This is a genomic window from Streptomyces fungicidicus (assembly GCF_003665435.1).
Classification (GTDB): Bacteria; Actinomycetota; Actinomycetes; order Streptomycetales; family Streptomycetaceae; genus Streptomyces; species Streptomyces fungicidicus.
In genome coordinates this window covers 2,446,454-2,472,257 of the sequence record NZ_CP023407.1, presented here as the reverse complement: position 1 = coordinate 2,472,257, position 25,804 = coordinate 2,446,454, and the positions used below count along the sequence as shown (strand labels likewise).

At 71.5% G+C, this 25,804-nt stretch carries 23 protein-coding genes; 15 read left to right on the top strand and 8 right to left on the bottom strand.

Going from position 1 to position 25,804, the window contains the following annotated elements; translation table 11 throughout:
* Window positions 1–85 precede the first annotated feature (85 nt).
* The 3 genes from CNQ36_RS11135 to CNQ36_RS11125 all read right to left on the bottom strand — a co-directional run bounded on the left by CNQ36_RS11135 (window position 86) and on the right by CNQ36_RS11125 (window position 3,387).
* Window positions 86–1,027, bottom strand: coding sequence for a hypothetical protein (locus CNQ36_RS11135; protein ID WP_121545872.1), 942 nt, complete (start codon window positions 1,025–1,027; stop codon window positions 86–88).
* A gap of 50 nt (window positions 1,028–1,077) precedes the next feature.
* Window positions 1,078–2,652, bottom strand: a complete 1,575-nt coding sequence (locus CNQ36_RS11130) for a DUF6801 domain-containing protein (protein WP_121545871.1) — start codon at window positions 2,650–2,652, stop codon at window positions 1,078–1,080.
* 108 nt (window positions 2,653–2,760) lie between these two features.
* Window positions 2,761–3,387: a hypothetical protein gene (locus CNQ36_RS11125; RefSeq protein WP_004931626.1), complete on the bottom strand. Its 627-nt coding sequence runs from the start codon at window positions 3,385–3,387 to the stop codon at window positions 2,761–2,763.
* A 717-nt stretch (window positions 3,388–4,104) separates the two neighbouring features.
* Between CNQ36_RS11125 and CNQ36_RS11120 the strand changes: the two genes are divergently transcribed.
* The 15 genes from CNQ36_RS11120 (at window position 4,105) to CNQ36_RS11050 (ending at window position 18,695) form a co-directional block, all read left to right on the top strand.
* Window positions 4,105–5,115, top strand: a complete 1,011-nt coding sequence (locus CNQ36_RS11120; RefSeq protein WP_004931628.1) for an ABC transporter ATP-binding protein — start codon at window positions 4,105–4,107, stop codon at window positions 5,113–5,115.
* A complete protein-coding gene (locus CNQ36_RS11115) occupies window positions 5,112–5,876 on the top strand; it encodes an MlaE family ABC transporter permease (protein WP_004931630.1) in 765 nt (254 codons plus the stop codon). The genes CNQ36_RS11120 and CNQ36_RS11115 overlap by 4 nt, the downstream gene beginning before the upstream one ends.
* Before the next feature lie 6 nt (window positions 5,877–5,882).
* Window positions 5,883–6,689, top strand: coding sequence for an MlaE family ABC transporter permease (locus CNQ36_RS11110; protein WP_121545870.1), 807 nt, complete (start codon window positions 5,883–5,885; stop codon window positions 6,687–6,689).
* A gap of 1 nt (window position 6,690) precedes the next feature.
* Window positions 6,691–7,941: an MCE family protein gene (locus CNQ36_RS11105; RefSeq protein ID WP_121545869.1), complete on the top strand. Its 1,251-nt coding sequence runs from the start codon at window positions 6,691–6,693 to the stop codon at window positions 7,939–7,941.
* On the top strand, window positions 7,938–8,996 hold the full coding sequence (locus CNQ36_RS11100) for an MCE family protein (protein WP_121545868.1): 1,059 nt from the start codon (window positions 7,938–7,940) through the stop codon (window positions 8,994–8,996). Before CNQ36_RS11105 ends, CNQ36_RS11100 begins: the two co-directional genes overlap by 4 nt.
* Window positions 8,993–10,069 carry an MCE family protein gene (locus tag CNQ36_RS11095; RefSeq protein WP_004931639.1) on the top strand — a complete coding sequence of 359 codons (1,077 nt, stop codon included), beginning with the start codon at window positions 8,993–8,995 and terminating at the stop codon, window positions 10,067–10,069. The genes CNQ36_RS11100 and CNQ36_RS11095 overlap by 4 nt, the downstream gene beginning before the upstream one ends.
* A complete protein-coding gene (locus CNQ36_RS11090; RefSeq protein WP_121545867.1) occupies window positions 10,066–11,085 on the top strand; it encodes an MCE family protein in 1,020 nt (339 codons plus the stop codon). The genes CNQ36_RS11095 and CNQ36_RS11090 overlap by 4 nt, the downstream gene beginning before the upstream one ends.
* A gap of 38 nt (window positions 11,086–11,123) precedes the next feature.
* Entirely contained in the window at window positions 11,124–12,380 is a 1,257-nt protein-coding gene (locus CNQ36_RS11085) for an MCE family protein (RefSeq protein ID WP_121548427.1), read from the top strand.
* Entirely contained in the window at window positions 12,377–13,654 is a 1,278-nt protein-coding gene (locus tag CNQ36_RS11080) for an MCE family protein (RefSeq protein WP_121545866.1), read from the top strand. The genes CNQ36_RS11085 and CNQ36_RS11080 overlap by 4 nt, the downstream gene beginning before the upstream one ends.
* The gene (locus CNQ36_RS11075) at window positions 13,651–14,172 is read left to right on the top strand and encodes a hypothetical protein (protein ID WP_121545865.1); all 522 of its coding nucleotides are present in this window, start codon (window positions 13,651–13,653) and stop codon (window positions 14,170–14,172) included. Before CNQ36_RS11080 ends, CNQ36_RS11075 begins: the two co-directional genes overlap by 4 nt.
* On the top strand, window positions 14,169–14,885 hold the full coding sequence (locus CNQ36_RS34655) for a nuclear transport factor 2 family protein (RefSeq protein WP_163013237.1): 717 nt from the start codon (window positions 14,169–14,171) through the stop codon (window positions 14,883–14,885). The genes CNQ36_RS11075 and CNQ36_RS34655 overlap by 4 nt, the downstream gene beginning before the upstream one ends.
* 27 nt (window positions 14,886–14,912) lie before the next feature.
* A complete protein-coding gene (locus tag CNQ36_RS11065) occupies window positions 14,913–15,461 on the top strand; it encodes a hypothetical protein (protein ID WP_121545863.1) in 549 nt (182 codons plus the stop codon).
* A 46-nt stretch (window positions 15,462–15,507) separates the two neighbouring features.
* Window positions 15,508–16,275 carry a hypothetical protein gene (locus CNQ36_RS11060; RefSeq protein ID WP_121545862.1) on the top strand — a complete coding sequence of 256 codons (768 nt, stop codon included), beginning with the start codon at window positions 15,508–15,510 and terminating at the stop codon, window positions 16,273–16,275.
* Window positions 16,276–16,343: 68 nt separating this feature from the next.
* The gene (locus CNQ36_RS11055) at window positions 16,344–17,588 is read left to right on the top strand and encodes a lytic transglycosylase domain-containing protein (protein ID WP_121545861.1); all 1,245 of its coding nucleotides are present in this window, start codon (window positions 16,344–16,346) and stop codon (window positions 17,586–17,588) included.
* Between the two features lie 129 nt (window positions 17,589–17,717).
* Window positions 17,718–18,695, top strand: a complete 978-nt coding sequence (locus tag CNQ36_RS11050; protein WP_121545860.1) for an arabinan endo-1,5-alpha-L-arabinosidase — start codon at window positions 17,718–17,720, stop codon at window positions 18,693–18,695.
* A 54-nt stretch (window positions 18,696–18,749) separates the two neighbouring features.
* Here the strand turns inward: CNQ36_RS11050 and CNQ36_RS11045 are convergent, their stop codons facing one another.
* From CNQ36_RS11045 to chvE, 5 genes are all read right to left on the bottom strand, one after another.
* Window positions 18,750–20,411 (bottom strand): pyridoxal phosphate-dependent aminotransferase, encoded by a 1,662-nt coding sequence (locus CNQ36_RS11045; RefSeq protein WP_121545859.1) that lies wholly within the window; start codon window positions 20,409–20,411, stop codon window positions 18,750–18,752.
* A gap of 161 nt (window positions 20,412–20,572) precedes the next feature.
* The gene (locus tag CNQ36_RS11040) at window positions 20,573–21,724 is read right to left on the bottom strand and encodes an aldose epimerase family protein (protein WP_121545858.1); all 1,152 of its coding nucleotides are present in this window, start codon (window positions 21,722–21,724) and stop codon (window positions 20,573–20,575) included.
* 53 nt (window positions 21,725–21,777) lie between these two features.
* Entirely contained in the window at window positions 21,778–23,022 is a 1,245-nt protein-coding gene (mmsB, locus tag CNQ36_RS11035) for a multiple monosaccharide ABC transporter permease (RefSeq protein ID WP_004931661.1), read from the bottom strand.
* Entirely contained in the window at window positions 23,019–24,569 is a 1,551-nt protein-coding gene (gene mmsA / locus CNQ36_RS11030; protein ID WP_040908733.1) for a multiple monosaccharide ABC transporter ATP-binding protein, read from the bottom strand. The genes mmsB and mmsA overlap by 4 nt, the downstream gene beginning before the upstream one ends.
* A gap of 32 nt (window positions 24,570–24,601) precedes the next feature.
* A complete protein-coding gene (gene chvE, locus CNQ36_RS11025; RefSeq protein WP_004931665.1) occupies window positions 24,602–25,714 on the bottom strand; it encodes a multiple monosaccharide ABC transporter substrate-binding protein in 1,113 nt (370 codons plus the stop codon).
* Window positions 25,715–25,804 lie beyond the last annotated feature (90 nt).

Below are 25,804 nucleotides of genomic sequence, written 5' to 3'. Positions count from 1 at the left end.
GTGGCGTACACCATTTCGTCAAAATTCCTGCACGGTTGCGGGGGTCCGCCGCGGGGCTGGCCGGAATGGCTGCCCGGGGTGGCCGTTACCGGACAGCGGAGTGCCAGTTGCGGGCGAGGACCTTTCCGGCGTCGGGGGCGACCGTGCCGGGCGCGTTGAGGCCGGTGAGGTGGGTGCGGGTGTCGTTGAGGGTCAGGCTGTTGTTCCCGGAGGACGAGGGCAGCCCGGTCTTCGCGTTGACCGCGGCGTTGATCAGGCCGACGTTCAGGCCGCAGCCGGTGGCCGCGGGGACCGAGAAGACGCTGTCGTTCTGGGTGGCGCCGGTGAGGTTGATCCGGCTCATCTCGCCGGCCTCGTCGGCGGTGCCGTCACCCCGGTAGAAGCTCATGCCGAACTCCGGGTAGTTCCGGTTCTCGGGGCGCAGCAGGACCGGGTTGGCGGCCGTCCCGATGTAGCACTTGCTGCCCAGGAGGGGGTTCTCCAGGTGGATGCGGACCGGCAGGGCCACGATGGGCATGTCGGTGAGGACGCCGGCGGTCTGGTCGAAGGCGTACGGCGCGCCTACGGACTCCATGGTCGCGGTGATCCTGTTGAGGGTGGAGTCGTCGAGCGTCTTGCAGATGGACGTGATCACCGGGATGTCGCTCGGGCACATCAGGCCCAGCAGACCGCCGGGCACGGTGGCGGAGTCGGCGACGAGCGCGCCGGAGGCGGGGGCGACCACGGTGCTGGTGCCGTCCGCCTTCTGGACGACGCCGAGCTGCAGATTGGTCTTCCCGGTGACCACGGTGGTCTTGCCCAGCTTGATGGAGCCGCTGGAGGAGGTGGAGACCACGCACTGCGGGGTCCTGTCGAAGCCGTCGGCGGCCAGCATCGCCGGCGCGTCGACGGGGCAGCGGGTGAAGGGCGCCCACTCGCCGTTCAGCGCGGGCTCGGCGGCGGTCGCGGTGCCCAGGGAGGCGAAGGCGCCCAGCGCGGTCAGGGCGGAGACGGTGGCGAGCCGGGTGCGCGGTGAGATCGCGGGCATGGTGGTGGCCTTCCGTGGAGGAGGGAGGGTGACGGGAGGGTGGAGGCGGCTCAGCGTTCGGGGACGGGAATCACGTACGGCTGCAGGTCGCTGGTGCACTGGGGGGCGTTGAACTCGTCCCCGAACACCGGGTTGGCGATGCTGCAGGTCTGGCCCTGGACCTGGAGGATCTCGTTGCCGGGACCGGAGATGGAGGCGGTGAGGAGACGGTCGAGGTCCTCGTCGGCGCCGCAGCCGGTGAAGGCCGGGATGGTCGCCTCACCGGACAGGGTGCCGCCGGAGAGCAGCAGGTAGCCGGTGGCCGGCAGGCCGAGGTCCTGCTCGCCCCTGCCGTACAGCACCAGGTGGTCGCCGGGATGGTTCGCGGGATCCGGGTCGGCCGAGGTGAGGGGTGTCTCGGTCCTGCAGGCGGGGCCGACGTCCAGCGGGGTTCCGTTGACCTCCAGGGCGGTCACCCGGAGGGTCAGCGGAGCCCGGACGTAGGTGTCCGTGATCGTCCTGAAGTCGGACAGGCGCAGCTTGATGCGCGAGTCGATGGTGACGGTGCCCTTCTGCTCCAGCACCATCGTGGCCGTCACGGGGGTGAAGCCGAACGTCAGGAAGGTGCTCCGGAAGGGCGGGGTCTGCTTGCGCCCCTGGTAGTGGAAGTCGCCGTGCGAGGCGGTGTCGAAGATGAGGTGGTCCGGGTCGGGCGGGCCGTCCACCGGGTTCCCCTGCTCGATCAGCATGCAGGACGGCGGCAGGAGCGAGGCGCCCTTCAGCTTCTTCACGTTGGTGTGGCCCGTGATGTAGGCGTTCAGCGACGCCGGTGTGGGCGGGTGCTCGTCGTCGTACCGGCACGGCGGTGCGTCGCGGTCCGCGGCGGCGCCGGACGGGGCGTCCGTCACCTCCGGGGCGCGGTCGCCCTGCCGGTCCTCCCCTCCGCCCGGTGTGCTGGAAGACGGGTCCGGTGTGCCGGGGGAGGCGCCGGGCGGGGACGGCGAGCCGTCCGGCTCGTCCGTGCCGACCTGGACGGTGGCCAGCAGCAGTTCCTCCGGAGCGTCCCGTTCGGGGGAGCAGTCGACGGTCAGCGCACCGGGATCGGCGGTGGCCCCCTCCGCGGCGTCGAGCGCCAGGTCGACGGCGAGGTTCCCGGCGGAGAAGGCCAGGGCGCCGTCGCTCCGCCCGGTCACCGACGGGACGTCACCCGTCGCGGTGAGCGTCAGCGGTCCGGACGAGGGAAGGGTCACCGGCTCCGCGGTGCCGCGCCAGGTCGCCTCGGCGGCCGCCTCGTTCTGGGCGACGCCGACGGTGAGACGGGTGGCGGCCCGCGCGCTGACCGCCTCGAGCGCGGTGAGCTCCGCGACCGCCTCCGCCGGCAGCTCCACGGTGGTGGTGACACCGGCCGGCGAGATCGCCTCGCCCGCCTCCACCCGGTCCGGGAAGGCCGCCGAGATCCGTACCTCGGCGGGGAACCGTCCGGTCGGGAAGGCGCAGAGGTAGGGGAGTTCGGTGTCGACTTCCTGGGTGCCCGCGACGGAGGACGCGGCCGGGACCATCGCGGCCAGCACAGCGAACGCGACGACCGCCGTGCTCCTGGTGCGGACGCGGGAAGGTCGCGGCACGGCGGGACGGGGGCCTTTCATACAGCTCCACTCCAGTTGTTCGGAAGCCGACTCCGGCGGAATCCGGCACGGACGTCCCGCGAACGCCCGGCCGGAGCATCCGGCCGGGCGTTCGCGGAGGATGGCGCCTTACGGGTTGGAGCCGACGATGGTCGGGATGGAGCCGTTCGACGCCTTGATGGCGTAGTTGCCCTTGAAGATGGGCTTGGTGGCGGTGGTGACCACGGTGCCGCAGTTGACCGGGCTGCTGACGACCAGCTCGCCGGAGACGCTGCTGACGGCCAGGATGCCGGTGGAGTTGGTGTAGGTGGCCGAGGCCTTGCCCGTCACCGTGAACTTGCAGGCGCCCGCGGTCACGTTGGCCTTGACGTTGCCGATGTAGCCCTTGGTGACGCCGGTCGCGGCGGTGTAGTCCTGCGCGACCACGGTCCAGGGGGTGACCGCCACGGTGGTCACGTTGCCCAGCACACTGGTGCACGGCGACGTGGCGGTGCCGAAGTTGATGGCGTTGATGGTGGCGACCGTGGCCGGGTTGCCCGTGGTGCTCGCCATGCTGCCCGAGGCGCCCGACGTCGTGCACGTCATCGGAATGGTGGCGGTCAGCACGATGTTGCCGCTGTTCGTCGCCGTGTAGGCGCCCGACGGGGTGACGGTCCACACCGTGGAGGGCACCGCCGAGGCGGGAGCCACGGCGAGACCGAAGGCGGCCGCGGCCGCACCCGCCACGACGGCGAACCTTCTCGTGTTCTTCTTCATGACTCGGGAATCTCCTTGTGATTGGCCGGCAGAGATGGGCCGTGGCCGGATCGTTCGAGGGAAGGCCGTGCGGCCCGCGGCTCGGTGGTCCCTGTCCGCGAGCAACGACGTTACTTGCGGGAAACTTGGCCGAACAATGGCACCGTTCATGATTCTTTGAAAACCGCAACCACCTGTTTCCCAGGTGAGTCGCTCACGGGCCGACTTAGTCATCGAGTATCAATGTCCACGGTTTCGCCGGGTGACTCGGGGGCGTCCCGCGCGGCATCCGGAATCCCGCCGGAATGCTCGCCCGGTGACAAATTCCGGGCCGTGATTTGTCTGCGCGATGAGGGGTTGCCGATGGCTGGACCGCGGGTCCCGGAAAACTCGGATTCCGGTGTTGCCCGCCGAGGTTACTCGGTCGTAACGTGCCGGTGTCGTGCTCGGTTCCGGTTCGGTGGCCCCCGTCGGCCGGAGCCATGACGGATGCGTTCCGGCCGCGCCCTCCTGCTCCGACCGGACGTCCGTCGGCAGGGCCCCGCGGATCCACACCCCCCGGAGCCGCGGGGCCCTGCCTGTCTCCCCGGAGACAAGTACGGGCTCGGCATGTTGTCTGCGCGGTGACAAATTCCGGGAGGGCGGCGGGGAGCCGGCGCACACCCGTTGTCCTCGCGTTCCGCACCGACATAACGTGCGCCCGCCGCGCATGTCCGACACGCGTCCGCTGGAGGTGATATGGGAATCGAAGTGGTGGTCGAGGGTCTGACCAAGTCCTTCGGTAAGCAGAGCATCTGGCAGGACGTGACACTCACTCTTCCTGCCGGAGAGGTCAGCGTGATGCTGGGGCCGTCCGGCACCGGGAAGACCGTTTTCCTGAAGTCGCTGATAGGGCTGCTCAAACCCGAGAAGGGCCGTGTCCTCATCAACGGGGTGGACATGGTGAACAGCCCCGAGAGGGACATATACGAGACCCGGAAATTGTTCGGTCTCATGTTCCAGGACGGCGCCCTCTTCGGCTCCATGTCCCTCTTCGACAACATCGCCTTCCCGCTGCGCGAGCACACCCGCAAGAAGGAGTCCGAGATCCGCCGCGTCGTCATGGAGCGGATCGAGGTGGTCGGGCTGCTGGGCGCGGAGGGCAAGCTCCCCGGGGAGATCAGCGGTGGCATGCGCAAACGGGCCGGCCTGGCCCGCGCGCTGGTGCTGGACCCGCAGATCATCCTCTGCGACGAACCCGACTCCGGGCTCGACCCGGTCCGCACCGCCTACCTCTCCCAGCTGCTGATCGACCTCAACGCGCAGATCGACGCGACGATGCTGATCGTCACCCACAACCTCGACATCGCCGCCACGGTCCCCGACAACATGGGGATGCTCTTCCGGCGCGAGCTGGTCACCTTCGGCCCGCGCGAGGTGCTCCTCACCAGCGAGGAGCCGGTCGTGGCCCAGTTCCTCGCCGGCCGGCGCGAGGGCCCGATCGGGATGTCCGAGGAGAAGGACGCGGCCGCCCTCGCCGCCGAGGCGGACGCCGCGTCCACCGCCGGGCCCCGGCCCCGGACGATCGTGCCGCAACTGGAGCCGTCGCCCGGACTCCCGCCGCGCCGTGCCGTCACCCGGCGCCGCGAGCGGGTCCTGGGCATGATCGACCAGTTGCCGCCGGCCGCGCGCACCGCGATCCGCAGGACCTACGCGGAGGGCGCCGCGGCGCCCACCCTGCCGATGCCCGCGGCCGGGAGCGGCGCATGATCACCGGTGCGCTCCGGCAGACCGGCCGGCTCTTCGCGCTCGCCGCCGAGGTGAGCCGCGCCGTCTTCCGGAGACCCTTCCAGTTCCGCGAGTTCATCGAGCAGTTCTGGTTCATCGCCGGCGTCACCATCCTGCCCGCCGCGCTCGTCTCGATCCCCTTCGGCGCCGTCATCGCGCTCCAGGTCGGATCCCTGACCCAGCAGCTGGGCGCCCAGTCGTTCACCGGAGGCGCCAGCGTCCTCGCCGTCGTCCAGCAGGCGAGCCCGCTCATCGTGGCCCTGCTGATCGCCGGCGCCGGCGGCTCCGCCATCTGCGCCGACCTCGGCTCCCGCAAGATCCGCGAGGAACTCGACGCCATGGAGGTCATGGGCGTCTCGCCCGTGCAACGCCTCGTCGTGCCACGGGTGCTGGCCACCATGGGCGTGGCGGTCCTGCTCAACGGACTGGTCTCCGTCGTCGGCACGCTCGGCGGCTACTTCTTCAACGTCGTCATGCAGGACGGCACCCCCGGCGCCTACCTGTCCAGCTTCTCCGCCCTCGCCCAGCTCTCCGACCTGTACATCAGCGAACTCAAGGCGCTGGTCTTCGGGTTCATCGCGGGCATCGTCGCCGCCTACCGCGGCCTCAACCCGCGCGGCGGCCCCAAGGGAGTCGGCGACGCCGTCAACCAGTCCGTCGTCATCACCTTCCTCCTGCTCTTCTTCGTGAACATGGTGATGACGGGCATCTACCTCCAGATCGTCCCGCCGAAGGGAGGCTGAGGCCCGATGGCCTCCCCGTTCGTCTGGCTCGACCGCTCCGGCGACCACCTGCTCTTCTACGCCCGGGCGCTGCTCTGGGTCCCGCGCACCCTGCACCGCTACCTCAAGGAGGTGCAGCGCCTCCTCGCCGAGGTCGCCTTCGGCTCCGGCGGCCTGGGCGTCATCGGCGGCACCATCGGCGTGATGATCGCGATGACGCTCTTCACCGGGACCGTCGTCGGGCTCCAGGGCTACGCGGCCCTCGACCAGATCGGCACGGCCGCGTTCACCGGATTCGTCTCCGCCTACTTCAACACCCGCGAGATCGCCCCCCTCGTCGCCGGACTCGCCCTCTCCGCGACCGTCGGCGCCGGCTTCACCGCCCAGCTCGGCGCCATGCGCATCAACGAGGAGGTCGACGCACTCGAAGGCATGGGCATCCGCTCCATGCCCTACCTGGTCACCACGCGCATCATCGCCGGGGTCGTCGCCATCGTCCCGCTCTACGCCATCGGGCTGCTCTCCTCCTACCTGGCGTCCCGCTACGTGACCGTGCTGTTCAACGGCCAGTCCCGGGGCACCTACGACCACTACTTCGCCCTCTTCCTCTCCCCGACCGACGTCCTGCTCTCGGTGCTGAAGGTGCTGATCTTCAGCGTGATGGTGATCCTCGCCCACTGCTACTACGGCTACCGGGCCACCGGTGGCCCCGCCGGGGTCGGCGTGGCCGTCGGGCGCTCCGTGCGCAACGCCATCGTGCTGATCAGCGTCACCGACTTCTTCCTGTCGCTCGCCCTGTGGGGCGCGACCACGACCGTGAAGGTGGCGGGGTGAGATGAACGCGAACAGCGCGGCGACGACACGCCACCGCCTCGCCGGCGTGGTGTTCCTGCTGGTGCCCGCCCTGCTGGTGTGGCTGGCCGTCGCCGTCTACGACAAGAAGTTCACCGACTCCGACCCGGTGGTCGTCGAGACCGGCAGCGTCGGCAACGAGATGCACCTGGGCGCCGAGGTCAAACTGCGCGGCGTGGTCGTCGGCGAGGTCCGCGCCGTCGAGGCCACCGGCGACGGGGCCCGGCTCACCCTCGCGATGAAGCCCGGCGCCCTCGACGACGTGCCCTCCGACGTCCGCGCGCAGATGCTGCCGACCACCCTGTTCGGGGAACGGTTCGTGGCCCTGGTGCCGCCGCCGGCCCCCTCCGGCCGGCCGCTGGCCGCCGGAGCGGTCATCCCCCAGGACCGCTCCGAGAACGCCGTCGAACTCCAGCAGGTCCTCGACGACGTCCTGCCGATGCTCACCGCGGTCCAGCCGCAGAAGCTCTCCGCGACCCTGTCGGCCGTCTCGCAGGCCCTGGAGGGCCGCGGGGACCGGCTCGGCGACACGCTCGTCCGGCTGGACGCGCACCTGGAGGAGTTCAACCCGCACCTGCCCGCCCTCAACCGGGACCTCAAGGAGCTCGTGAAGGTCAGCCATGTCTACGCGGACGCCGCACCCGACATCATCACGGCGCTCACCGACTTCACCACCACCAGCGGCACCCTCGCCGAGCAGGAGGCCGAGTACGCCACCACGCTCGGCGCCACCACCCGGACGGCCGAGGACATGACCGCCTTCCTGCGGAAGAACAAGGACAACATCATCCGGCTCGGCGCCTCCGGCCGGCCCACCCTGGAACTGCTCGCCGAGTACTCCTCCTCCTTCCCCTGCACCCTGCGCACCCTCGCCGAGTTCGTGCCCGCCATGGACAAGGCGCTCGGCAAGGGCACCGACCGGCCCGGCATCCACGTGGACGTCACCTCCGTGCCCTCGCGCGGCGCCTACCGCCCCGGCCGCGACACCCCGGTGTACGACTCCGGCGGCGGCCCCCGCTGCCCCTCCGTGCCCTACCTCGGCTCCCTGGCCGGGACCACGGCACCGGCCGCGGCGGCCGGACAGGACCTCGGTCCCGCCAACTCCCCCCAGGAGAACGACCTCGTCAACGAACTGCTCGCGCCCGACGCCGGCCGGAACCCCGGTGAACTGCCCGACTGGAGCAGCCTGCTGGTCGGCCCGGCCTACCGCGGCACGGAGGTGACCCTCGGATGACCGCGACGGACCACGCCCACACCCGGCGCCGCCCGCTGACCGGGCCGCTGCTCAAGTCCCTCGCCTTCGTGCTGGTCACCGCCCTCGCCACGACGGTGCTCGGCCTCAGCGTCGCCGACACCGGCGTCAGCGGCGGCACCCGCTCGTACAAGGCCCTGTTCACCGACGTCACCGGACTCGTCGACGGCGACAGCGTAAGGATCTCCGGGGTGGAGGTCGGTGAGGTGACCGACGTCCGCGTCGTGCAACGGCGCACCGCACAGGTCACCTTCACGGTGCGCGAGGACCGCCGGCTGCCCCGGTCGGCCACCGCCTCCGTGAAGTACCTCAACATGGTCGGCCAGCGCTACGTCGCCCTCGACCGCGGCGCCGGCGACCTCACCGGCACGCTCGAGGCGGGCGACACCATCCCGCTCGACCGCACCACGCCCGCCCTCGACCTGACGCTGCTCTTCAACGGGTTCAAGCCGCTGTTCGAGGGGCTGTCCCCGAAGGACGTCAACGAACTCGCCGGATCGATCGTGCAGGTGCTCCAGGGCGAGGGCGCCACCGTCGACAGCCTGATCCGCCACGTCGGCTCGCTCAGCAGGACCGTGGCCGCCAAGGACAAGGTGATCGGCGCCGTCGTCGAGAACCTCACCACCGTCCTCGGCACCCTCAACGACCGTGAGGACGGCTTCGACGACCTCGTCGTCACGCTGCGGTCCCTCGTCACCGGCTTCAACGGCGACCGCAAGCCCCTCGGCGAGGCGGTCGAGGCCATGGGCGAGCTGACCACCGCCACCGCGGGACTCCTCGAGGACGGGCGCGCCCCCCTCCAGCGGGACATCCGCGAACTGGGCCGGCTCTCCACGGGGCTCGGCGAACACACCGGGCAGATCGAGGACTTCCTCGAACGCAGCCCCGCCAAGATGACCGCCCTGGCCCGCCTGTCGTCCTACGGATCGTGGTTCAACCTCTACCTCTGCGAGGCACGGGTGAGCGGAGTGACCACCTCCGACGGCTCGGAACCGCCGACCGGCATCGCGCTGACCGAACCGAGGTGCCGCGGATGAGACCCTTCACACGGGGCGAACGGGCCGAGCGGCCCCGGCGCCCGCGCATCAAGCCGGTCAAGGAACGCAACCCGGTCGCCGTCGGCGTCGTCGGACTGGCCGCCCTCGCCCTCCTCGCCGCCCTCGTCTACCGCGTCGACCGGCTGCCGTTCGGCGGCGGCACGCAGTACAGCGCCGACTTCTCCGAGGCCGCCGGCCTCGACGAGGGCGACGAGGTGCGCATCGCCGGCGTCAAGGCGGGCCGGGTCACCGGCGTCGCTCTCGACGGCGCCAGGGTGAAGGTCACCTTCGAGGTCGAGGACGCCTGGATCGGCGACCGGACGACCGCCGCCATCGCCATCAAGACCCTCCTCGGCGACAAGTACCTGGCCCTCGACCCGCTCGGCTCCCGCCGGCAGGACCCCGGCACCCGCATCCCGCTGACCCGCACCACCTCCCCCTACGACGTGACACAGGCGTTCCAGGACCTCGGCTCCACCGTCGGGGACATCGACACCCGGCGGCTCGCGGAGAGCTTCGAGACCATCTCCGACACCTTCGAGAACTCCCCGCCCCATGTGCGCAACGCCGCCGACGGCCTGTCCGCCCTGTCGAAGTCCGTCTCCAAGCGTGACGCGGAACTCTCCGAACTCCTCAAGGGCAGCGCCCGGTTCACCAAGACCCTGGAGAACCACAAGTCCAGCTTCGAGACCCTCCTGGAGGACGGCGGCTCGCTGCTCGGCGAACTCCGCGACCGCCGCAAGTCCATCCGCGCCCTGCTCAAGGGCAGCCGGGAACTCGGCAGGGAACTCGGCGGCCTCGTCGAGGACAACGAGAAGGAGCTCGGCCCGACCCTCAAGGCCCTCGGCCGGGTCACCGGCGTCCTGGAGAAGAACAACACCCAGCTCGGCAAGACCCTCGCACTGGTCGGCCCGTACTACCGCCTCGTCAACAACACCCTCGGCAACGGCCGCTGGTTCGACAGCTACCTGTGCGGCGTGGTGCCCCGCGACTACCTGCCCGAGACGTCCCTGCCCGACACCGGCTGCGTACCGCCGGAACAGACGGCGGCCAAGGGGAGCGGTGAGCGATGAGCAGACGCGGAAGAGTCCTCACCGGTGTGCTCGTCCTCGTGGTGCTCGTCACCGCCGGCCTGACCACCGCCCGGGTCCTTGACTCCGACGGCACCCGGATCACCGCCTACTTCGACCGCGCCGTCGGCGTCTACGCCGGGTCCGACCTGCGCATCCTCGGTGTGCGGGTCGGCGAGGTCGAGTCGGTGCGGCCGCGGGGCACCACGGTACGCGTCGGCCTCCTCCTGGACGAGGGCGTCAAGGTCCCCGAGGGCGCGCGGGCCGTCGTCGTCGCGGGGAGCATCGTCGCCGACCGCTATGTGCAGCTCACCCCCGCCTACAGCTCGGGCCCCGCCCTCGCCGAGGGCGCCGTCCTGCCGGCCGCGCGCAACCGCACGCCCGTGGAGATCGACCAGCTCTACGCGTCGATCACCGAACTCGGCGAGACCCTGGGCCCGGACGGCGCCAACGCCGACGGCGCCCTGTCCGACCTGCTGAGCACCGGCGCCGCCAACCTCGACGGCAACGGCGAGGCCATCGGCGAGACCGTCGAGGAGTTCGGCAAGGCGGCCAAGACCCTGGACGGCAGCAGCGGCGACCTGTTCGGCACGCTGCGCAGGCTCCAGACCTTCACCACCATGCTGAAGGAGAAGGACACCGACGTGCGCACCGCGCAGGAACGCCTGGACGAGGTCGTCGGCTTCTTCGCCGACAACAAGGACGACCTCGCCGGTGCGCTGAAGGAACTCGGCAAGGCCCTCGGCCAGGTCAAGACGTTCGTCGAGGACAACCGGGGCGAGCTCGCCGAGAACGTCGACCGGCTCGTGCCGCTCACCCGGACCCTCGTCGAACAGCGGGCCTCGCTCGCCGAGGCGCTGGACGTGGCGCCGCTGGCCACGGGCAACCTGGTGCAGGCCTACAACCCCGACAGCCGCACCCTGGACGGCCGCGCCAACCTCAACGAGATCAGCATGGGCGGCCCCCTGCTGCCGCTGCCCGCCACGGGCGGCTCCGCCACCGGGAAGGGGGAGCGGTGAAGCGCGGCACGGAACGATCCGGACGGCGCCGCGGGTCGGTGCGGCGCTCCCTGCTCACCACGGGCGGCGCGGCCGGCCTCACGGTGGGCGGGCTGCTCGCCCTCGGCCTCGGCTTCACCCTGGCCCTCGGCGCGGTCACCGTCGACCTGCCGCGCTTCGACGGCATCGAGGACCTGCCGCTGCCCGGCGGCGCCGACCTCGGCGACCACCCCTACACCGTCACCGCCGAACTCCAGGACGTGCTCAGCCTGGTCCCGCACTCCGCGGTGAAGGTCAACGACGTCGCCGTCGGCCGGGTCACCGCGGTCGAACTGGGCCGCGACGACTGGTCGGCCCGCGTCACCATGAGGATCAACGGTGAGGTGCGCCTCCCCGCGGACGCCACCGCCCGGCTCGAACAGTCCAGCCTGCTGGGGGAGAAGTACGTCCAGCTCGTCGCGCCCGGCCGCGGGTCCGCGGCCGGGCGGCTGGAGGACGGGGCCGTCATCCCGGTCTCCCGCACCAGCCGCAACACCGAGGTCGAGGAGGTGTTCGGCGCGCTGTCCCTGCTCCTCAACGGCGGCGGGGTCAACCAGCTCAAGACCATCACCCGGGAACTCAACGCGGCGCTCGGCGGCCGCGAACCTCAGGTCCGCTCCACGCTGAAGCGGGTCGACACCCTGGTGACCGACCTCGACGACCACCGGGGCGACATCACCGACGCCCTGGACGCCGTCAACCGGCTCTCCACGACCCTCGCCCACCGCAAGGACGACGTCGGCACCGTGCTCACCGATCTCTCGCCCGGACTGAAGACCCTGGAGAAGCAGCGCGGCTCCCTGCTGACCATGCTGCGGTCCCTCGACACGCTCTCCGGCGTGGCCGTCTCCACCATCGACGCGAGCAAGGACGACATGATCGCCGACCTCAAGGCCATCGCGCCGGTCCTGAAGTCGCTCGCGGACGCGGGCACGGACCTGCCCGACTCGCTCGAAGTGCTGCTAACGTACCCGTTCACCGACGAGGTGATGCGGGGCGTGAAGGGCGACTACCTCAACGTGTACCTGAACATGGCCGCCGCGCCCGGCACCCAGGTGATCCCGCCGCTGGTGCCGCGGGGCACGCCGTCCCCGTCCGCCCCGGCGGACGGCGGTACGGCGGCGCGCGGAAGCGACGGAGGGGAGTCCGCCCCGCCGTCCGGAACCCCCTCGCGGCAGCCGTCCCCCGATGACTCGTCGCCGCTGCCCCTGCCCTCCGTCACGGACACCGGCACGGCCACCGGCCCGGCGGCCACGCGGGGAGGCGAGACGGGATGATCACCCTCGCCGTACGGCTGAAGAACCTCGCCTTCCTCCTCGTCGCCGTCCTCGCCCTCTCCTACCTCGGCATCCGCTACGCCGACCTCGGCCGGTACGTCGGCGTCGCCGACTACTACACCGTCGACGTACGACTCCCGCGCACCGGCGGCCTGTTCACCCACTCCGACGTCACCTACCGGGGCGTCTCCGTGGGACGCGTCGGCCCGATCGGCCTCACCGCCGACGGGGTCGTCGCCGAACTGCGCATCAAGAAGTCCGCCCCGCGCATCCCCGCCGACACCCGGGCCGTGGTCGCCGGGCTCTCCGCCGTGGGCGAGCAGTACATCGACCTGCGGCCCGAGAGCGACGGCGGCCCCTACCTCGCCGACGGGACCCGTATCGAGCAGGCCGACACCGAGGTGCCCGCTCCCGTCACCGACGTGCTCAGCAGCGTCGACGACCTCGTCGGCTCCGTACCGCTCGACGATCTGCGCACGGTCGTGGACGAGTTCGGCAAGGCCTTCGAGGGCCACGGCGACGACCTCCAGGTCCTGATCGACAGCGGCGGCGACTTCGTGGAGGCCGCCGACCGCGCCCTGCCGTCCACCAGCCGGCTCATCACCGACGGCGAGACCGTCCTGCGCACCCAGGCCGAGGAGGGCGAGGCCATCCGCGGCTTCGCCGTCGGGGCGAAGGAACTGGCCCGCACCCTCAAGGGCTCCGACGCGGACCTGCGCCGGCTGCTCGCCGTCACCCCCGAGGCCGCCACCCAGGTCAGCGGCCTGCTGCGGGACCTCGACCCGAGCCTCGGCGTCGTCCTCGCCAATCTGCTCACCACCTCCGAGATCGCCGTCACCCGGCAGCGTGGTCTGGAGGAGCTCCTGGTGAAGTACCCGGCGGCCGTGTCCGTCGGGGCCACCGCCGTCGACGGAGGGAAGCTGAACTTCGGCATGGCCGTCACCTTCTTCAACCCCCTGCCCTGCACGGCCGGATACGGCGCCACGCGCTACCGCAACGGGCTCGACCTCGGCACCGCGCCCGCCCTCAACACCGGCGCGGCCTGCACCGCCTCCGCCGCGGGCGGGTCCAACGTGCGCGGCTCGGCCAACTCCCCGAAGGGCGGCGCGGTGCCCGAGCCGGCCAGACCCGGGACCCTGCCCTCCGGCAGCGGTGGGGCACGGACCGCGGGACCGGCCGCACTGCCCGGCGCGCTCGCCCTGCCCGGCCAGGCGGGCGAGGCGCCCGCGGACATGGCGGGACTCCTCGCCCCGGCGGACGGGGGCACGCGATGAGGACGAGGAGGTCCAGGATCCTCACCGCCGTGGCACTCGCCCTGGCGGCCGGCTTCTGCGGCACCGGCGCGTGGACGTACGCGCAGGCGCGCACCGACGACGCGCTCGCGTACGGCAGGGAGCGCGACCGGGCGCTCGCCGACGGGCGGGCGGGCGTCGCCGTGCTGACCACGCTCGACGCCGCCACCCGGCAGCGGGCGGAGAAGGGCATCCTGGCCTGGCGCGAGGTCTCCACCGGGCCCCTGCGCGAGGAGCTGGGCCGCACGGAGGCGAAGGCGGGCGCCTCGGCGCGCGGCACGGTCACCGAGGCCGCCGTCACCGCGCTCGACACACGGGCCGGCACGGCCAAGCTCATCGCCACCGTCCGCGTCGAGGTCACCCCCGCCGGGGCGAGGAAGCCGGCCACCGACCGCAAACGCCTGGAGGCGGTGCTGGCCCGCACGGGCGAGGGGGAGTGGAAGGTGCGGGCGGTGAGCGCCGTACCGCTCACGGGACAGCGGGAGGACGGGACCCGATGACACCACCACGCCTCCTGCGCGGGGCCGGCACCCGCAAGGACACCCCCTCGGAAGCGCTCCCCGCGCCGGGCCCGGACTCCGGTCCGGGGCACACGGACACGTCCACCGTCGCAGGAGCGCCTGCCGGCGGGGCCTCCGGGGGCTCCGCGGATCAGCCCGATGCCGACGCCGACGAGGGTGACGGCGTCGGCGTGCCGGGGCGGTGGGGCCGGGGCGGGCGGCTGCGGGGAGTCCTCCTCGGCGGGTTGGCTGCCCTGTTGGTGGCCGGGGGGTGCGGGTTTCTGTACGGGGCCCATCAGTTGGAGTCGGACGGGGCGGCGCGCAACCGCGCGCTGACGGACACCGAGGCCACCGACCGCGTGGCCGGCGAGGTCGGCAACGCCCTCGCCCGTGTCTTCTCCTACACACCCGACGGCACCGCGGCCGCCGAGCGCTCCGCGCGCACCGTCCTCGGCGGCCGCGCCGCCCGTCAGTACCAGGACCTCTTCGGCCAGGTCCGCGACGACCTCACCGAACAGCGGGTCACCCTGAGCACCCGGGCCGTTCGCACCGGGGTCATCGAACTCGACGGCGACCGCGCGCGCCTGCTGGTCTTCCTCGACCAGACCTCCCGCCGCGGCGACGACGCGGCCACCACCGCGGCCGCCCAGCTCACCGTCACCGCCCGGCTCGAGAACGACCGGTGGCTGATCGTCGACCTCAAGGCCCGCTAGCGCATGCGCGGGAGACTGGAGCACCCCATGACACGCGCGGCCCGCGTCCGCACCGCACTCCGCACCCGGCCCCTGCCGGCCCTGCTCCTCGTCCTCGCCCTCGCCGCGGGCGGCTGCGCGGCCTGGACGGGGTACGACTGGTACCGCGCGGCCCACGACGACCGGACCGCCTACGCCGCGCAGCGGGACGCGGCGCTCGCCGCGGGGGAGCAGGCCGTACAGAACCTCAACACGCTCGACCACCGCGACCTGAGCCAGGGCCTCGACCTGTGGGAGTCGTCGACCACCGGCGAACTGCACGATCAACTCGCGTCGGGCCGAACAGAGTTCGCCGAGCAGGTGAAGACGGCGAAGACGGTCACCACGGCCCGGGTGCTGTCGGGTGCCGTCACCGAACTCGACGACCGCGCGGGCCGCGCCCGGGTGCTGGTCGCCCTGCGCGTCACGGTCAAGGCGTCCGACGGCGCGAAGACGGACAAGGACAGCCGCATGCTCGGCGAACTCACCCGTACCGGGGGCCGGTGGAAGCTGAGCGCCCTGGGACAGGCCCCCGTGGGCGGCGCGCCGGCCGGCTGACCCGGTCCCGTACCCGCGCCGGCCGCCGCACCGAGAGGACAGCACGATGTCGACGACCCGTCACCACATTAACCGCCAGCGGCGCCGCCAGGCCCGCGAGACCCGGCCACCCGCCTCCGCCGGGACCCCGGAGGGCGCCGGAAGCCGGATCGCCGTGAAGGAGCCGGCGGACCGGCCCGAGGACCGGACCACTGACCGGACCGAGGACCGGACCAAGGACCGGACCGAGGACCGGCAGGCGGACCGCACCGAGGACCGGGCCAAGACCGCCGGCCCCCGGTCCCGCCGCCCGGTGGGCCTCGTCGTGCTCTGCGTGCTCACCGTGCTCCTCGGCGGCTTCGCCGGCTGGGCGCACGCGAAGGCCCAGTCGCTCCGGGACGACCCCGCGCGGCGCAACACCGCCCTGACCGACCTCGCCCGCACCAGCGAGATCAAGGGCCAGACCGCCAAGGCCGTCGAATCGCTCTTCTCCTACGACCACGCCGACCCCGGCGCCTTCGACAAGGCCGCGCGCGAGCTGCTCACGGGGAAGGCCGTCGGTCAGCACCGCACCCTGCTCGCCGACGTCCGCGAGCGGGCCGGCGAGCAGAAGGCGGTGATCACCACCTCGGTCACCGAGAGCGCGGTCGAACGCATCGACGGAGACCGGGCCCGGGTCCTCGTCTACGCCGACCAGAGCAGCGTCGCCACCGCCGGCGGGAGCAAGAAGGCCGCGGACGACGAGGGCGTGTACGCGGGCGCCATGCTCGCCGTCGACGTCGTCCGGCGCGACGGACGGTGGCTCGTCTCCGGCATCGACACCTTCGGCCGCTGAGGGCCGGACGACCGACGGACCCCCCCCGACGGGCGCACCCGCCCCGGCATCCGACAGGAGTGACAGCCATGCCCGTACGCCGCGCACGACGCCCCCGCACCGGCCGTACCCGCAAGGGACTGCGGACGACCGCCGTCACCGTGGCGGCCATGGCGGCCCTGACCGCCTCCCGGGCGCCCGGACTCGTCGAGGACGTGCGGGACGCCCATGCCGCGCCGCCCGCCGACGACGCACGCGGGACGGCCGCCGGCGGCGCCCACGCCGAGCCCGGCCCCCCGGGTGACGGGTCCTACCACACCGAACTCCCGCCCCTGAGCACGCCGGACGTCGCCTCGGCCGCCCCGGCGCTCGTGCGCGACCTCCGTTCCCAGTCCGGCATCCCGGCCACCGTGCTGCGCGCCTACCGCGCCGCCGAGGCCTCCGTCGGCCGTACCGATCCGGGCTGCCGGCTGCCCTGGGAGCTGCTCGCGGCGATCGGCAAGGTCGAGTCCGGCCAGGCGCGCGGCGGCGCGGTCGACCGGAACGGCACCACCCTGGGCAGGATCACCGGACCCCCGCTCGACGGCAGGGGCTTCGCCCTCATCCGGGACACGGACGGGGGCGTCCACGACGGAGACACGGTCTACGACCGCGCGGTGGGGCCGATGCAGTTCCTGCCGTCCACCTGGGCCCGCTGGGGCGCGGACGGCAACAGCGACGGCCGCGCCGACCCGAACAACGTCTTCGACGCGGCCCTGGCGGCCGGGCACTACCTGTGCGCGGGCGACCGGGACCTGGGCCGGGCCGCGGACCTGGACCGGGCGGTCCTCAGCTACAACCACTCCGGGGCCTACCTGCGGCTGGTCCGGTACTGGCTGACGTTCTACCGCGAGGGCGTGCACACCGTCCCCGACGGCAAGGGCGTCATCCCCCGCAGCCCCGGCGCGGGCGGCGACACTCCGGCGACGGAACCTGCGGACGGGGACGGCGGGGGCAAGGGCGGCGGAGGCATCGTCATCGGTCCGGACCCGAGCACCCCGGGCACTCCCGCACCGTCCCCGCGCCCGTCCTCGCCCACCCCCGAGCCCTCCGCCACCTCTCCGGGCCCCGGCACCTCGCCGACGCCGTCCCCGACGGGCCAGGAGCCCTCGGAGCCGCCCGCCGAGACCCCCACCGGAACGCCGTCTCCGTCGCCCGACCCGACCGACCCGAGCCCCTCGCCCACCGAACCGGACGACTGCGTCACCGAGTCCGGGTCACCGACCCCCGAGCCCACCGCCTCCCCGACCGCGCCGCCCTGCCCGTCCCCGTCGGCCGATTCCGGAGGGGAGTGAGGAAGCCGGAAGAGGGGCTGCGCGGGCCATTGACGCGCACGTGGTTCGATTCTACGGTCCCGTTCGAACTTGCGATCGCCGTTCGGCATTCCGAACGCACCGTCACCCCCGCCGCAAGGAGAACCCCGTATGAGCCGCACCCTCCGAAAGCGCACCGCGCTCCTCGCGCTGCCCACCGCCGCGCTCCTCGCCCTCATGCCGACCGCCGCGTCCGCGTACCCCAACCCCGGCCGCGTCACCGGGTCCGTCGTCACGCACGACCCGTCGATGATCCGGACCTCCTCCGGGCAGTACCTCCTCTACGCGACCGGCGGCGGCATCAGCAACAAGACCTCCGGCGACCGCGTCGCCTTCTCCGCCGGCGCCGACGCGTTCTCCTCGCGCCCCAGCTGGTGGCGCACCTACTCCTCGGTGCCGGAGGCCTGGGCGCCGGACATCTCGTACCACGGCGGCAAGTACCTGATGTACTACTCCGTCTCCTCCTTCGGCTCCAACACCTCCGCCATCGGGCTCGCCGGCTCGACGACCGGACAGCCGGGCAGCTGGAGCGACTACGGCATCGTCTACACCTCCAGCTCCTCCAGCGACTACAACGCCATCGACCCCAACCTCTTCGTGGACGACGACGGCAAGTGGTGGCTGTCCTTCGGCAGTTGGTGGACCGGCATCAAGATGATCCGGATCGACCCGTCCACCGGGAAGCAGCTCTCCTCCGACACCACCCGCCGCTCCCTCGCCTCCCGCCCCTCCGGGACGAAGGCCGTCGAGGCGCCGTTCGTGGTCAAGCGCAACGGCTACTACTACCTCTTCGCCTCGTACGACACCTGCTGCGCGGGCACCGGCTCCACCTACAAGGTCAAGGTCGGCCGCGCCACCGCCGTCACCGGGCCGTACCGCGACAAGAACGGCGTCGCCATGACGAACAACGGCGGCACACCCGTGCTCGAGTCGCACGGCAGCGTCATCGGACCCGGCGGCCAGTCGATCATGAACGACGTCGACGGGGACCTGATCGTCTACCACTACTACGACGGCAACGACAACGGCACGCCCAAGCTCGGCGTCAACCTCCTGAACTGGAGCAGCGGATGGCCCGTCGCCTACTGACCCTCCTCGCCGGCCTGCGGCAGTGGAGGCTGAACCCGGCCTGGCCGCCGTGCCTCATCCCATCCCCGCCGCGTTGGGCCAGCTCTGGCTGTGGGGCCATCCCGCGGCCGGGACGGGCGCCGGTCCCGGCTCCGTGGTCCCGCGCACCTGGGCCGCCGTGAGCCCGCCCCGGGCCGGCACCCCCGGCGGGGTGGGCCCGGGCATCGCCGCGGCGGGCGGCGGCTGGATGACGGGAGCCACCGGAGCGGCCATCGGCACCGGGGCCGCCATCGGCGCCGGGGCGGCCACCGGCGCGGCGGGGGCCATGGCGGCGGGACCCATCGGCGCGGCGGGAGTCATGGCCGCCACGGGAGCCAGGGACTGGGGCAACGGCTCCGGCTGGGGCACCGGCTGCGGCACCGCGGCCGGGGCCGCCGCCGGGAGCGGCATGCCGGCGCCGGCGCCCGGAGCGGCGGCGAGCCCCGGAACGCCGGCGCCGACGGCCTGGGCGGCGAGGCCCGGCATGCCGGCCCCGTTGGTCCGGCTCACCAGGCGGTCCACCGCCGGCGTGCCCGAGCTGTAGCCGGTCCCGGTGGCCTGCTCGGGCCCGGCGGCTCCCCTCCTGGACGTCCCGTAGAGCACCTGTTCCAGGCCGGTCACCAGGCGGCGCACGTCCACCTGGGGGCGTACCACCAGACGCAGGAAGCGGCTGGACGAGCCGATCTTGTTGCCGCACTCACGGACCAGGATCCGGTGCTCGGTGAGCATCCGGTCCCGGACCACGGTGCCCTCGGCGCCCACGGGGAGGCGCACGAAGAGGAAGTTGCCCTGGGAGGGGTAGACCGTCAGGCCGGGCAGCGCGGAGAGCTGGCCGGACATGTCCATCCGGTCGCGGCGCACCTGGTGCAGGCTCTGGGCGTACTCGGCGCCGTGCTCCTTCAGCATGAACACCACGTGCTCGGCGAAGGAGTTGAGGTTCCACTTCGGCAGCATCGAGCGCACCTTCCCGGCGAGCGCCGGGTTGGCGACCAGATAGCCGAAACGGATGCCGTGCAGCCCGAAGTTCTTGCCGAGGCTGCGCAGTACGACGACGTTGGGCCGCAGCATCGCCTCCTGCACCACGCTCGGTTCGTTCTCCGCGTCGGCGAACTCCAGGAAGGACTCGTCGATCACCACCAGGTCCAGGTCGGCCATGGCGTCCATGAACTGCACGACGGCGTGTCTGTGGAGGAAGCCGCCGTCGGGGTTGTTGGGGTTGCAGATCACCGCGACCCGGGTGCCCCGGGCGCGGATGAACTCCGCGTACTGGGCGAGGTCGAGGGCGAAGCCGCTGGACTCCTGGAGCGGGAACATGTCGACCCGCTTGCCGGTCTCCATGGGCTGGTCGGTCCAGCGGCCGAAGGTGGGGACGGGGACGGCGAGGGACTCGCGGACGAGGAGGTGGTCGATCCAGGTGATCAGCTCGGTCGATCCGTTGCCCATCGCCACGCACTGCGGCGGCAGCCGGAGCAGGCTGCACAGCTCGGCCGTGATGGTGTCGGCGCTGCTGGGGTAGTACGTGATGATGTCGCGCAGCCGGACCGCCATGTCCTCGAACATGGCGGGGGTGGGGAAGTAGGGGTTGCAGGGGATGCAGAAGTCCACCGGCCCGGCCCCGTCGCTCTCCCGTGTCAGCGCCGCCATCGACGGGCTGTGCGCCGCGGTGCTGCGGAACAACGAGGTGACGTTGTCGGCCAAGGGAGGACCTCCGTGTGCGGCGGGCCCGCCGGGGACGTGACGGGCCCGTCATGCGTGGGGTGGCCCGCGCGGGGGAGCACGGGCCACCCCTCAGTACGGAGCGGGGCTCACGGCCGTTCAGCTCATGTGAGGAAAATGTGACGGCCGGGGCGCGCGGGGGCTCACGCCCCGAACGAGTGCACGGTCGTCGTCCGGTACGTCTGCCCCGGCCGCAGCACGGTCGACGGGAACGACGGCCGGTTCGGCGAGTCCGGGAAGTGCTGGGTCTCCAGGCACAGCCCGTCGCCCTGCCGGTAGACCCGGCCGCCGCTGCCGACGAGGGTGCCGTCGAGGAAGTTGCCGGAGTAGAACTGCAGGCCCGGCTCGTTCGTCGCGATCCTCAGGGTGCGGCCGGAGGACGGATCACGCAGCAGCGCGACCTGCTCGGGACGGCTGGTGACGCCCTTGTCGAGCACCCAGTTGTGGTCGAAGCCCTGCCCGTACAGCACCTGCTGGTGGGCGGTGCGGATGTCCCGGCCGACCGGCTTGGCCCGGCGGAAGTCGAAGGGGGTGGCCGCGACGCGCGCCAGTTCGCCCGTGGGGATCAGCCCCGGGTCGACCGGCGTGTAGCGGGAGGCGGCGATGGACAGCTCGTGGTCGTAGACGGAGCCGCTGCCCTCGCCGGCGAGGTTCCAGTAGACGTGGCTGGTGAGGTTGACGACGGTGGCCCGGTCGGTGGTCGCCTCGTAGTCGACGCGCCAGCCGCCGTTCCGGGTGAGGGTGTAGGTGACCTTCGTGCGCAGCGTGCCCGGGTAGCCCATCTCGCCGTCGACGGAGGTGTAGTACAGGTGGAGGCCGACGTCGGAGCCCCGGGTGAACGGCTCGACGTCCCAGACCCGCTTGTCGAAGCCCTGGGAGCCGCCGTGCAGGCTGTTCTCGCCGTCGTTGACGGAGAGCTGGTACGGCGTGCCGTCGAGGGTGAAGCGCCCCTTGCCGACACGGTTGCCGTAGCGGCCGATCAGGGCGCCGAAGTACGGGCTGGAGGCGACGTACTCCTCGACGGTGCCGAAGCCGAGGGAGACGTTGGCGTACCGGCCGCGGCGGTCGGGGATCTCCAGGGACTGGACGACGCCCCCGTAGGAGAGCACCTTCATCCTGGTGCCGCCGTTCGCCAGCGACCAGCTGTGCACCTTGGTGCCGTCGGCGAGCCTGCCGAAGAGCGACCTCACCGGCTTCCCCGGGCCGTGCGCGGCGTGCGCCGTACCGCCGAGGGCGGTGGCGGCGGCACCGGCCGCCGCGGCTCCCGCGATGACCGTGCGTCTGTTCAGTTCCATGTGCGGCTCCCCAAATGGAAAGGGCCCCGCCTTCCGGCGGGGCCCGAGCTGACTTACGAACCGGACTTGCGCTTGTTCCACACGTCGAAGCCGACCGCGGCCAGCAGGGCGAGGCCCTTGATGACCTGCTGCCAGTCGGTGCCGACGCTCAGGAGGTTCATGCCGTTGTTCAGCACGCCGAGGACGAGACCGCCGATGATCGCGCCGAGCACGGTGCCGACACCGCCGCTCATGGACGCGCCGCCGATGAACGCCGAGGCGATCGCCTCGAGTTCGTAGTTCAGGCCCGCCTTCGGAGACGCCGCGTTCAGACGGGCGGCGATCGCCAGACCCGCCAGGGCCGCGAGCACGCCCATGTTCAGGAAGACCAGGAAGGTGACCTTCTTGTCCTTCACACCGGACAGCTTCGCCGCCGGCAGGTTGCCGCCGATCGCGTAGATGTGCCGGCCGAAGACCGCGTTCCGCATGAGGTAGCCGTAGCCGACCACCAGCGCGCCCAGGATCAGCAGGATGATCGGGGCGCCCTTGTAGCTGGCGAGCAGCAGGGTGACCGTGAGGAGCGCGGCGGCGATGGCGACGAGCTTCAGCAGGAAGAGGTTGAACGGCACCACGTCCAGCGCGAACTCCTGCTGGCGCTTGCGGTCGCGCAGCTCCTGGAGGATCACGAAGGCGACCATCGCGAAGCCCAGCAGCAGGGTGATGTTGTGGTAGTTCGTCTCCGGGCCGGCCTCGGGCAGGAAGCCGTTGCCCATCTTCTGCAGACCGTTCGGGAACGGGCCGAGGGTCTGGCCCTCCAGGAGGATCTCCGTCACCCCGCGGAAGACCAGCATGCCGGCCAGGGTGACGATGAACGACGGTATGCCGAGATAGGCGATGAAGAAGCCCTGCGCCGCGCCCGCGACGGCGCCGGCCAGCAGGCACAGCACCACGGCGAGCGGCCAGGGTATGTCGTGCTGCACCGTCAGCACGGCCGCGAACGCGCCGACGAACGCGGTGAGCGAGCCGACCGACAGGTCGATGTGGCCCGCGATGATCACCAGCATCATGCCGATCGCGAGGATCAGGATGTAGCTGTTCTGCAGGACCAGGTTGGAGACGTTGCGCGGCAGCAGCAGGTCGCCTTCGGTCCACACGGCGAACAGCGCCACGATCAGGCCGAGGGCGAGCAGCATGCCGTACTGGCGCATGTTGCGGCGCAGGCCGTCCAGCACCAGGTGGAGCAGGCCCCCGCCCGCGGCCGATCCGGTGCCGCCCGGCGGCGCCGGGGCCGGGCTCTTGGCGGTCACATCCGTGCTCATCGGGTTACCTCTTTGTCCTTCGTCATCTGGCGCATCAGCGATTCCTGCGAGGCCTCGGCCCGCGAGAACTCACCCGTGAGCCGCCCGGCGGCCATGGTGTAGATGCGGTCGCACATGCCGAGCAGCTCCGGCAGCTCGGAGGAGATGAAGACGACCGCCTTGCCCTCGGCGGCCAGCTTGTCGATGACCGTGTAGATCTCGTACTTGGCGCCGACGTCGATGCCGCGGGTCGGCTCGTCGAGGATCAGCACGTCCGGACCGGCGAAGATCCACTTGCTGAGGACGACCTTCTGCTGGTTGCCGCCGGACAGCTTGCCCACCGGCTCGAACACCGTCGGGGCCTTGATGTTCATCGACTTCCGGTAGCGCTCGGAGACCTGCCGTTCCTCGTGCTCGTCGACGACGCCCCGCTTGGCGACCTTGCCGAGGGCGGTCAGCGAGATGTTCCGGTTGATGGTGTCGAGCAGGTTGAGGCCGTAGTGCTTGCGGTCCTCGGTGACGTACGCGATGCCGTGGCCGACCGCCTCGGGGACGGTCTTCGTACGGATCTCCCGGCCGTCCTTCAGGACGGTGCCGGCCGCGTGCCGCCCGTAGGCCCGGCCGAAGACGCTCATCGCCAGCTCGGTGCGGCCGGCGCCCATCAGGCCCGCGATACCGACGATCTCACCGCGCCGCACGCTGATCGACACGTCGTCGACGACCTTGCGCTGCTGGTCGATCGGGTGGTGCACGGTCCAGTTGCGGATCTCCAGCGCGGGGGCCTTGCCCTCCTCCGGCTGGTGCGGGGTGCGTTCGGGGAAGCGGTGGTCGAGGTCGCGGCCGACCATGCCGCTGATGATCCGGTCCTCGGTGGTCTCCGGGGCCTTCACGTCGAGCGTCTCGATCGACTGGCCGTCCCGGATGATCGTCACCGAGTCGGCGACCTTGCGGATCTCGTTCAGCTTGTGGGAGATGATGATCGAGGTGATGCCCTGCTTCTTCAACTCCAGGATGAGATCCAGGAGTTTGTCGCTGTCCTCGTCGTTCAGGGCCGCGGTCGGCTCGTCGAGGATGAGCAGCTTCACCTTCTTGGAGAGCGCCTTGGCGATCTCCACGAGCTGCTGCTTGCCCACGCCGATGTCGGCGACGCGGGTCTCCGGGTGGTCGCTGAGACCGACCCGGCGCAGCAGCTCGCTGGCGTGCCGCAGGGTCTCGTTCCAGTTGATCAGCCCGCGGGTGGCGTGCTCGTTGCCGAGGAAGATGTTCTCCGCGAGGGACAGGAACGGCACCAGCGCCAGCTCCTGGTGGATGATCACGATGCCGTGCTGTTCGCTCGCCCGGATGTCCTTGAACCGGCAGGGCTCCCCCTCGAAGAGGATCTCGCCCTCGTAGCTGCCGTGCGGATGGACGCCGGAGAGCACCTTCATCAGGGTGGACTTCCCGGCGCCGTTCTCGCCGCAGATGGCGTGGACCTCGCCCTGCCGGACGGTCAGCGTGACGTCCGACAGCGCCTTGACGCCGGGAAAGGTCTTGACGATCGAGCGCATTTCCAGGACGGGTCCCGCCATGGTCGTGCCTTCCAATCAGTGTGGGCCGGCGGTTACTTGAGGTCGCTTTCCTTGATGTAGCCGGAGTCGACGACCTCCGCCTGGTAGTTGGCCTTGTCGACCGCGACCGGCTCCAGCAGGTAGGCCGGCACGACCTTCGCCCCGTTGTCGTAGGTCTTGGTGTCGTTGGTCTCGGGCTTCTTGTCGTTGAGCAGCGCGTCCACCATGTTGGTGGCCACCTTGGCGAGCTCGCGGGTGTCCTTGTAGACGGTCATCGACTGCTGGTCGTCGATGATCGACTTCACCGAGGCGACCTCGGCGTCCTGGCCGGTGACGACCGGCAGCGGCTTGTCCTTGGAGCCGTAGCCGTCGGACTTCAGCGCCGAGATGATGCCGATGGAGATGCCGTCGTACGGCGAGAGCACCGCGTCGACCCGGCCGCTCTTGTAGGACTTGGTGAGGATGTCGTCCATGCGGCGCTGCGCGGTGGCGCCGTCCCAGCGGAGCGTGGTGACCTGGGTCAGCTCCGTCTGGCCGGACTTGACGACGAGCTGCTTCTTGTCGATGTACGGCTGCAGGACGTTCATCGCGCCCTGGAAGAAGTAGCGGGTGTTGTTGTCGTCGTTGGAGCCGGCGAACAGCTCGAGGTTGAAGGGGCCCTTCTCGCCGCCGTCCTTCAGGCCGAGCTTCTCGACGATGTAGGTGCCCTGGAGCTCGCCGACCTTCTCGTTGTCGAAGGAGGCGTAGTAGTCGACGTTCTCGGTGCCGAGGATGAGCCGGTCGTAGGAGATCACCGGGATGTCCGCGTCGGCGGCCTGCTGGAGCACGTTGTTCAGCGACTTGTTGTCGATGGCCGCCACGATCAGCGCGTCCACGCCCTGCGTGATCATGTTCTCGATCTGCGAGACCTGCTGGTCGGGCTCGTCCTCGCCGAAGACCAGCTTGGTCTTGAAGCCCTTGGCCTTCAGGTTCTGCACGACGTTGTTGCCGTCGGCGATCCAGCGCTCGGAGGACTTCGTCGGCATCGCGATGCCGACGGTGGCCCCCTTGGAGCTGCCCTTGTCCTCCTCGCTGCCGCCCTCGCTGTTCTGGCCGCAGGCGGTCAGGGTCAGGGCGAGGGAGGCGGCCGAGGCGACGGCGGCGAGTGCGGCTCTGCGATTACGCATGATCATCATCCTTGATGTGTGTGCGGGGTCGGCCTGGGCGAGCGACGGTGTTTCCGGGGAGCCCGAGACGAGGTGTGTGCGATTGTGCGC

Coding starts and splice junctions, on each gene's coding strand:
- CNQ36_RS11065 (WP_121545863.1), top strand. CDS start 14,913: ATGACACGCGCGGCCCGCGTCCGCACCGCACTCCGCACCCGGCCCCTG.
- CNQ36_RS11100 (WP_121545868.1), top strand. CDS start 7,938: ATGACCGCGACGGACCACGCCCACACCCGGCGCCGCCCGCTGACCGGG.
- CNQ36_RS11105 (WP_121545869.1), top strand. CDS start 6,691: ATGAACGCGAACAGCGCGGCGACGACACGCCACCGCCTCGCCGGCGTG.
- chvE (WP_004931665.1), bottom strand. CDS start 25,714: ATGCGTAATCGCAGAGCCGCACTCGCCGCCGTCGCCTCGGCCGCCTCC.
- CNQ36_RS11050 (WP_121545860.1), top strand. CDS start 17,718: ATGAGCCGCACCCTCCGAAAGCGCACCGCGCTCCTCGCGCTGCCCACC.
- CNQ36_RS11080 (WP_121545866.1), top strand. CDS start 12,377: ATGATCACCCTCGCCGTACGGCTGAAGAACCTCGCCTTCCTCCTCGTC.
- CNQ36_RS11090 (WP_121545867.1), top strand. CDS start 10,066: ATGAGCAGACGCGGAAGAGTCCTCACCGGTGTGCTCGTCCTCGTGGTG.
- CNQ36_RS11055 (WP_121545861.1), top strand. CDS start 16,344: ATGCCCGTACGCCGCGCACGACGCCCCCGCACCGGCCGTACCCGCAAG.
- CNQ36_RS11060 (WP_121545862.1), top strand. CDS start 15,508: ATGTCGACGACCCGTCACCACATTAACCGCCAGCGGCGCCGCCAGGCC.
- CNQ36_RS11040 (WP_121545858.1), bottom strand. CDS start 21,724: ATGGAACTGAACAGACGCACGGTCATCGCGGGAGCCGCGGCGGCCGGT.
- CNQ36_RS11120 (WP_004931628.1), top strand. CDS start 4,105: ATGGGAATCGAAGTGGTGGTCGAGGGTCTGACCAAGTCCTTCGGTAAG.
- CNQ36_RS11110 (WP_121545870.1), top strand. CDS start 5,883: ATGGCCTCCCCGTTCGTCTGGCTCGACCGCTCCGGCGACCACCTGCTC.
- CNQ36_RS11130 (WP_121545871.1), bottom strand. CDS start 2,652: ATGAAAGGCCCCCGTCCCGCCGTGCCGCGACCTTCCCGCGTCCGCACC.
- CNQ36_RS34655 (WP_163013237.1), top strand. CDS start 14,169: ATGACACCACCACGCCTCCTGCGCGGGGCCGGCACCCGCAAGGACACC.
- mmsA (WP_040908733.1), bottom strand. CDS start 24,569: ATGGCGGGACCCGTCCTGGAAATGCGCTCGATCGTCAAGACCTTTCCC.
- CNQ36_RS11125 (WP_004931626.1), bottom strand. CDS start 3,387: ATGAAGAAGAACACGAGAAGGTTCGCCGTCGTGGCGGGTGCGGCCGCG.
- CNQ36_RS11135 (WP_121545872.1), bottom strand. CDS start 1,027: ATGCCCGCGATCTCACCGCGCACCCGGCTCGCCACCGTCTCCGCCCTG.
- CNQ36_RS11115 (WP_004931630.1), top strand. CDS start 5,112: ATGATCACCGGTGCGCTCCGGCAGACCGGCCGGCTCTTCGCGCTCGCC.
- mmsB (WP_004931661.1), bottom strand. CDS start 23,022: ATGAGCACGGATGTGACCGCCAAGAGCCCGGCCCCGGCGCCGCCGGGC.
- CNQ36_RS11095 (WP_004931639.1), top strand. CDS start 8,993: ATGAGACCCTTCACACGGGGCGAACGGGCCGAGCGGCCCCGGCGCCCG.
- CNQ36_RS11075 (WP_121545865.1), top strand. CDS start 13,651: ATGAGGACGAGGAGGTCCAGGATCCTCACCGCCGTGGCACTCGCCCTG.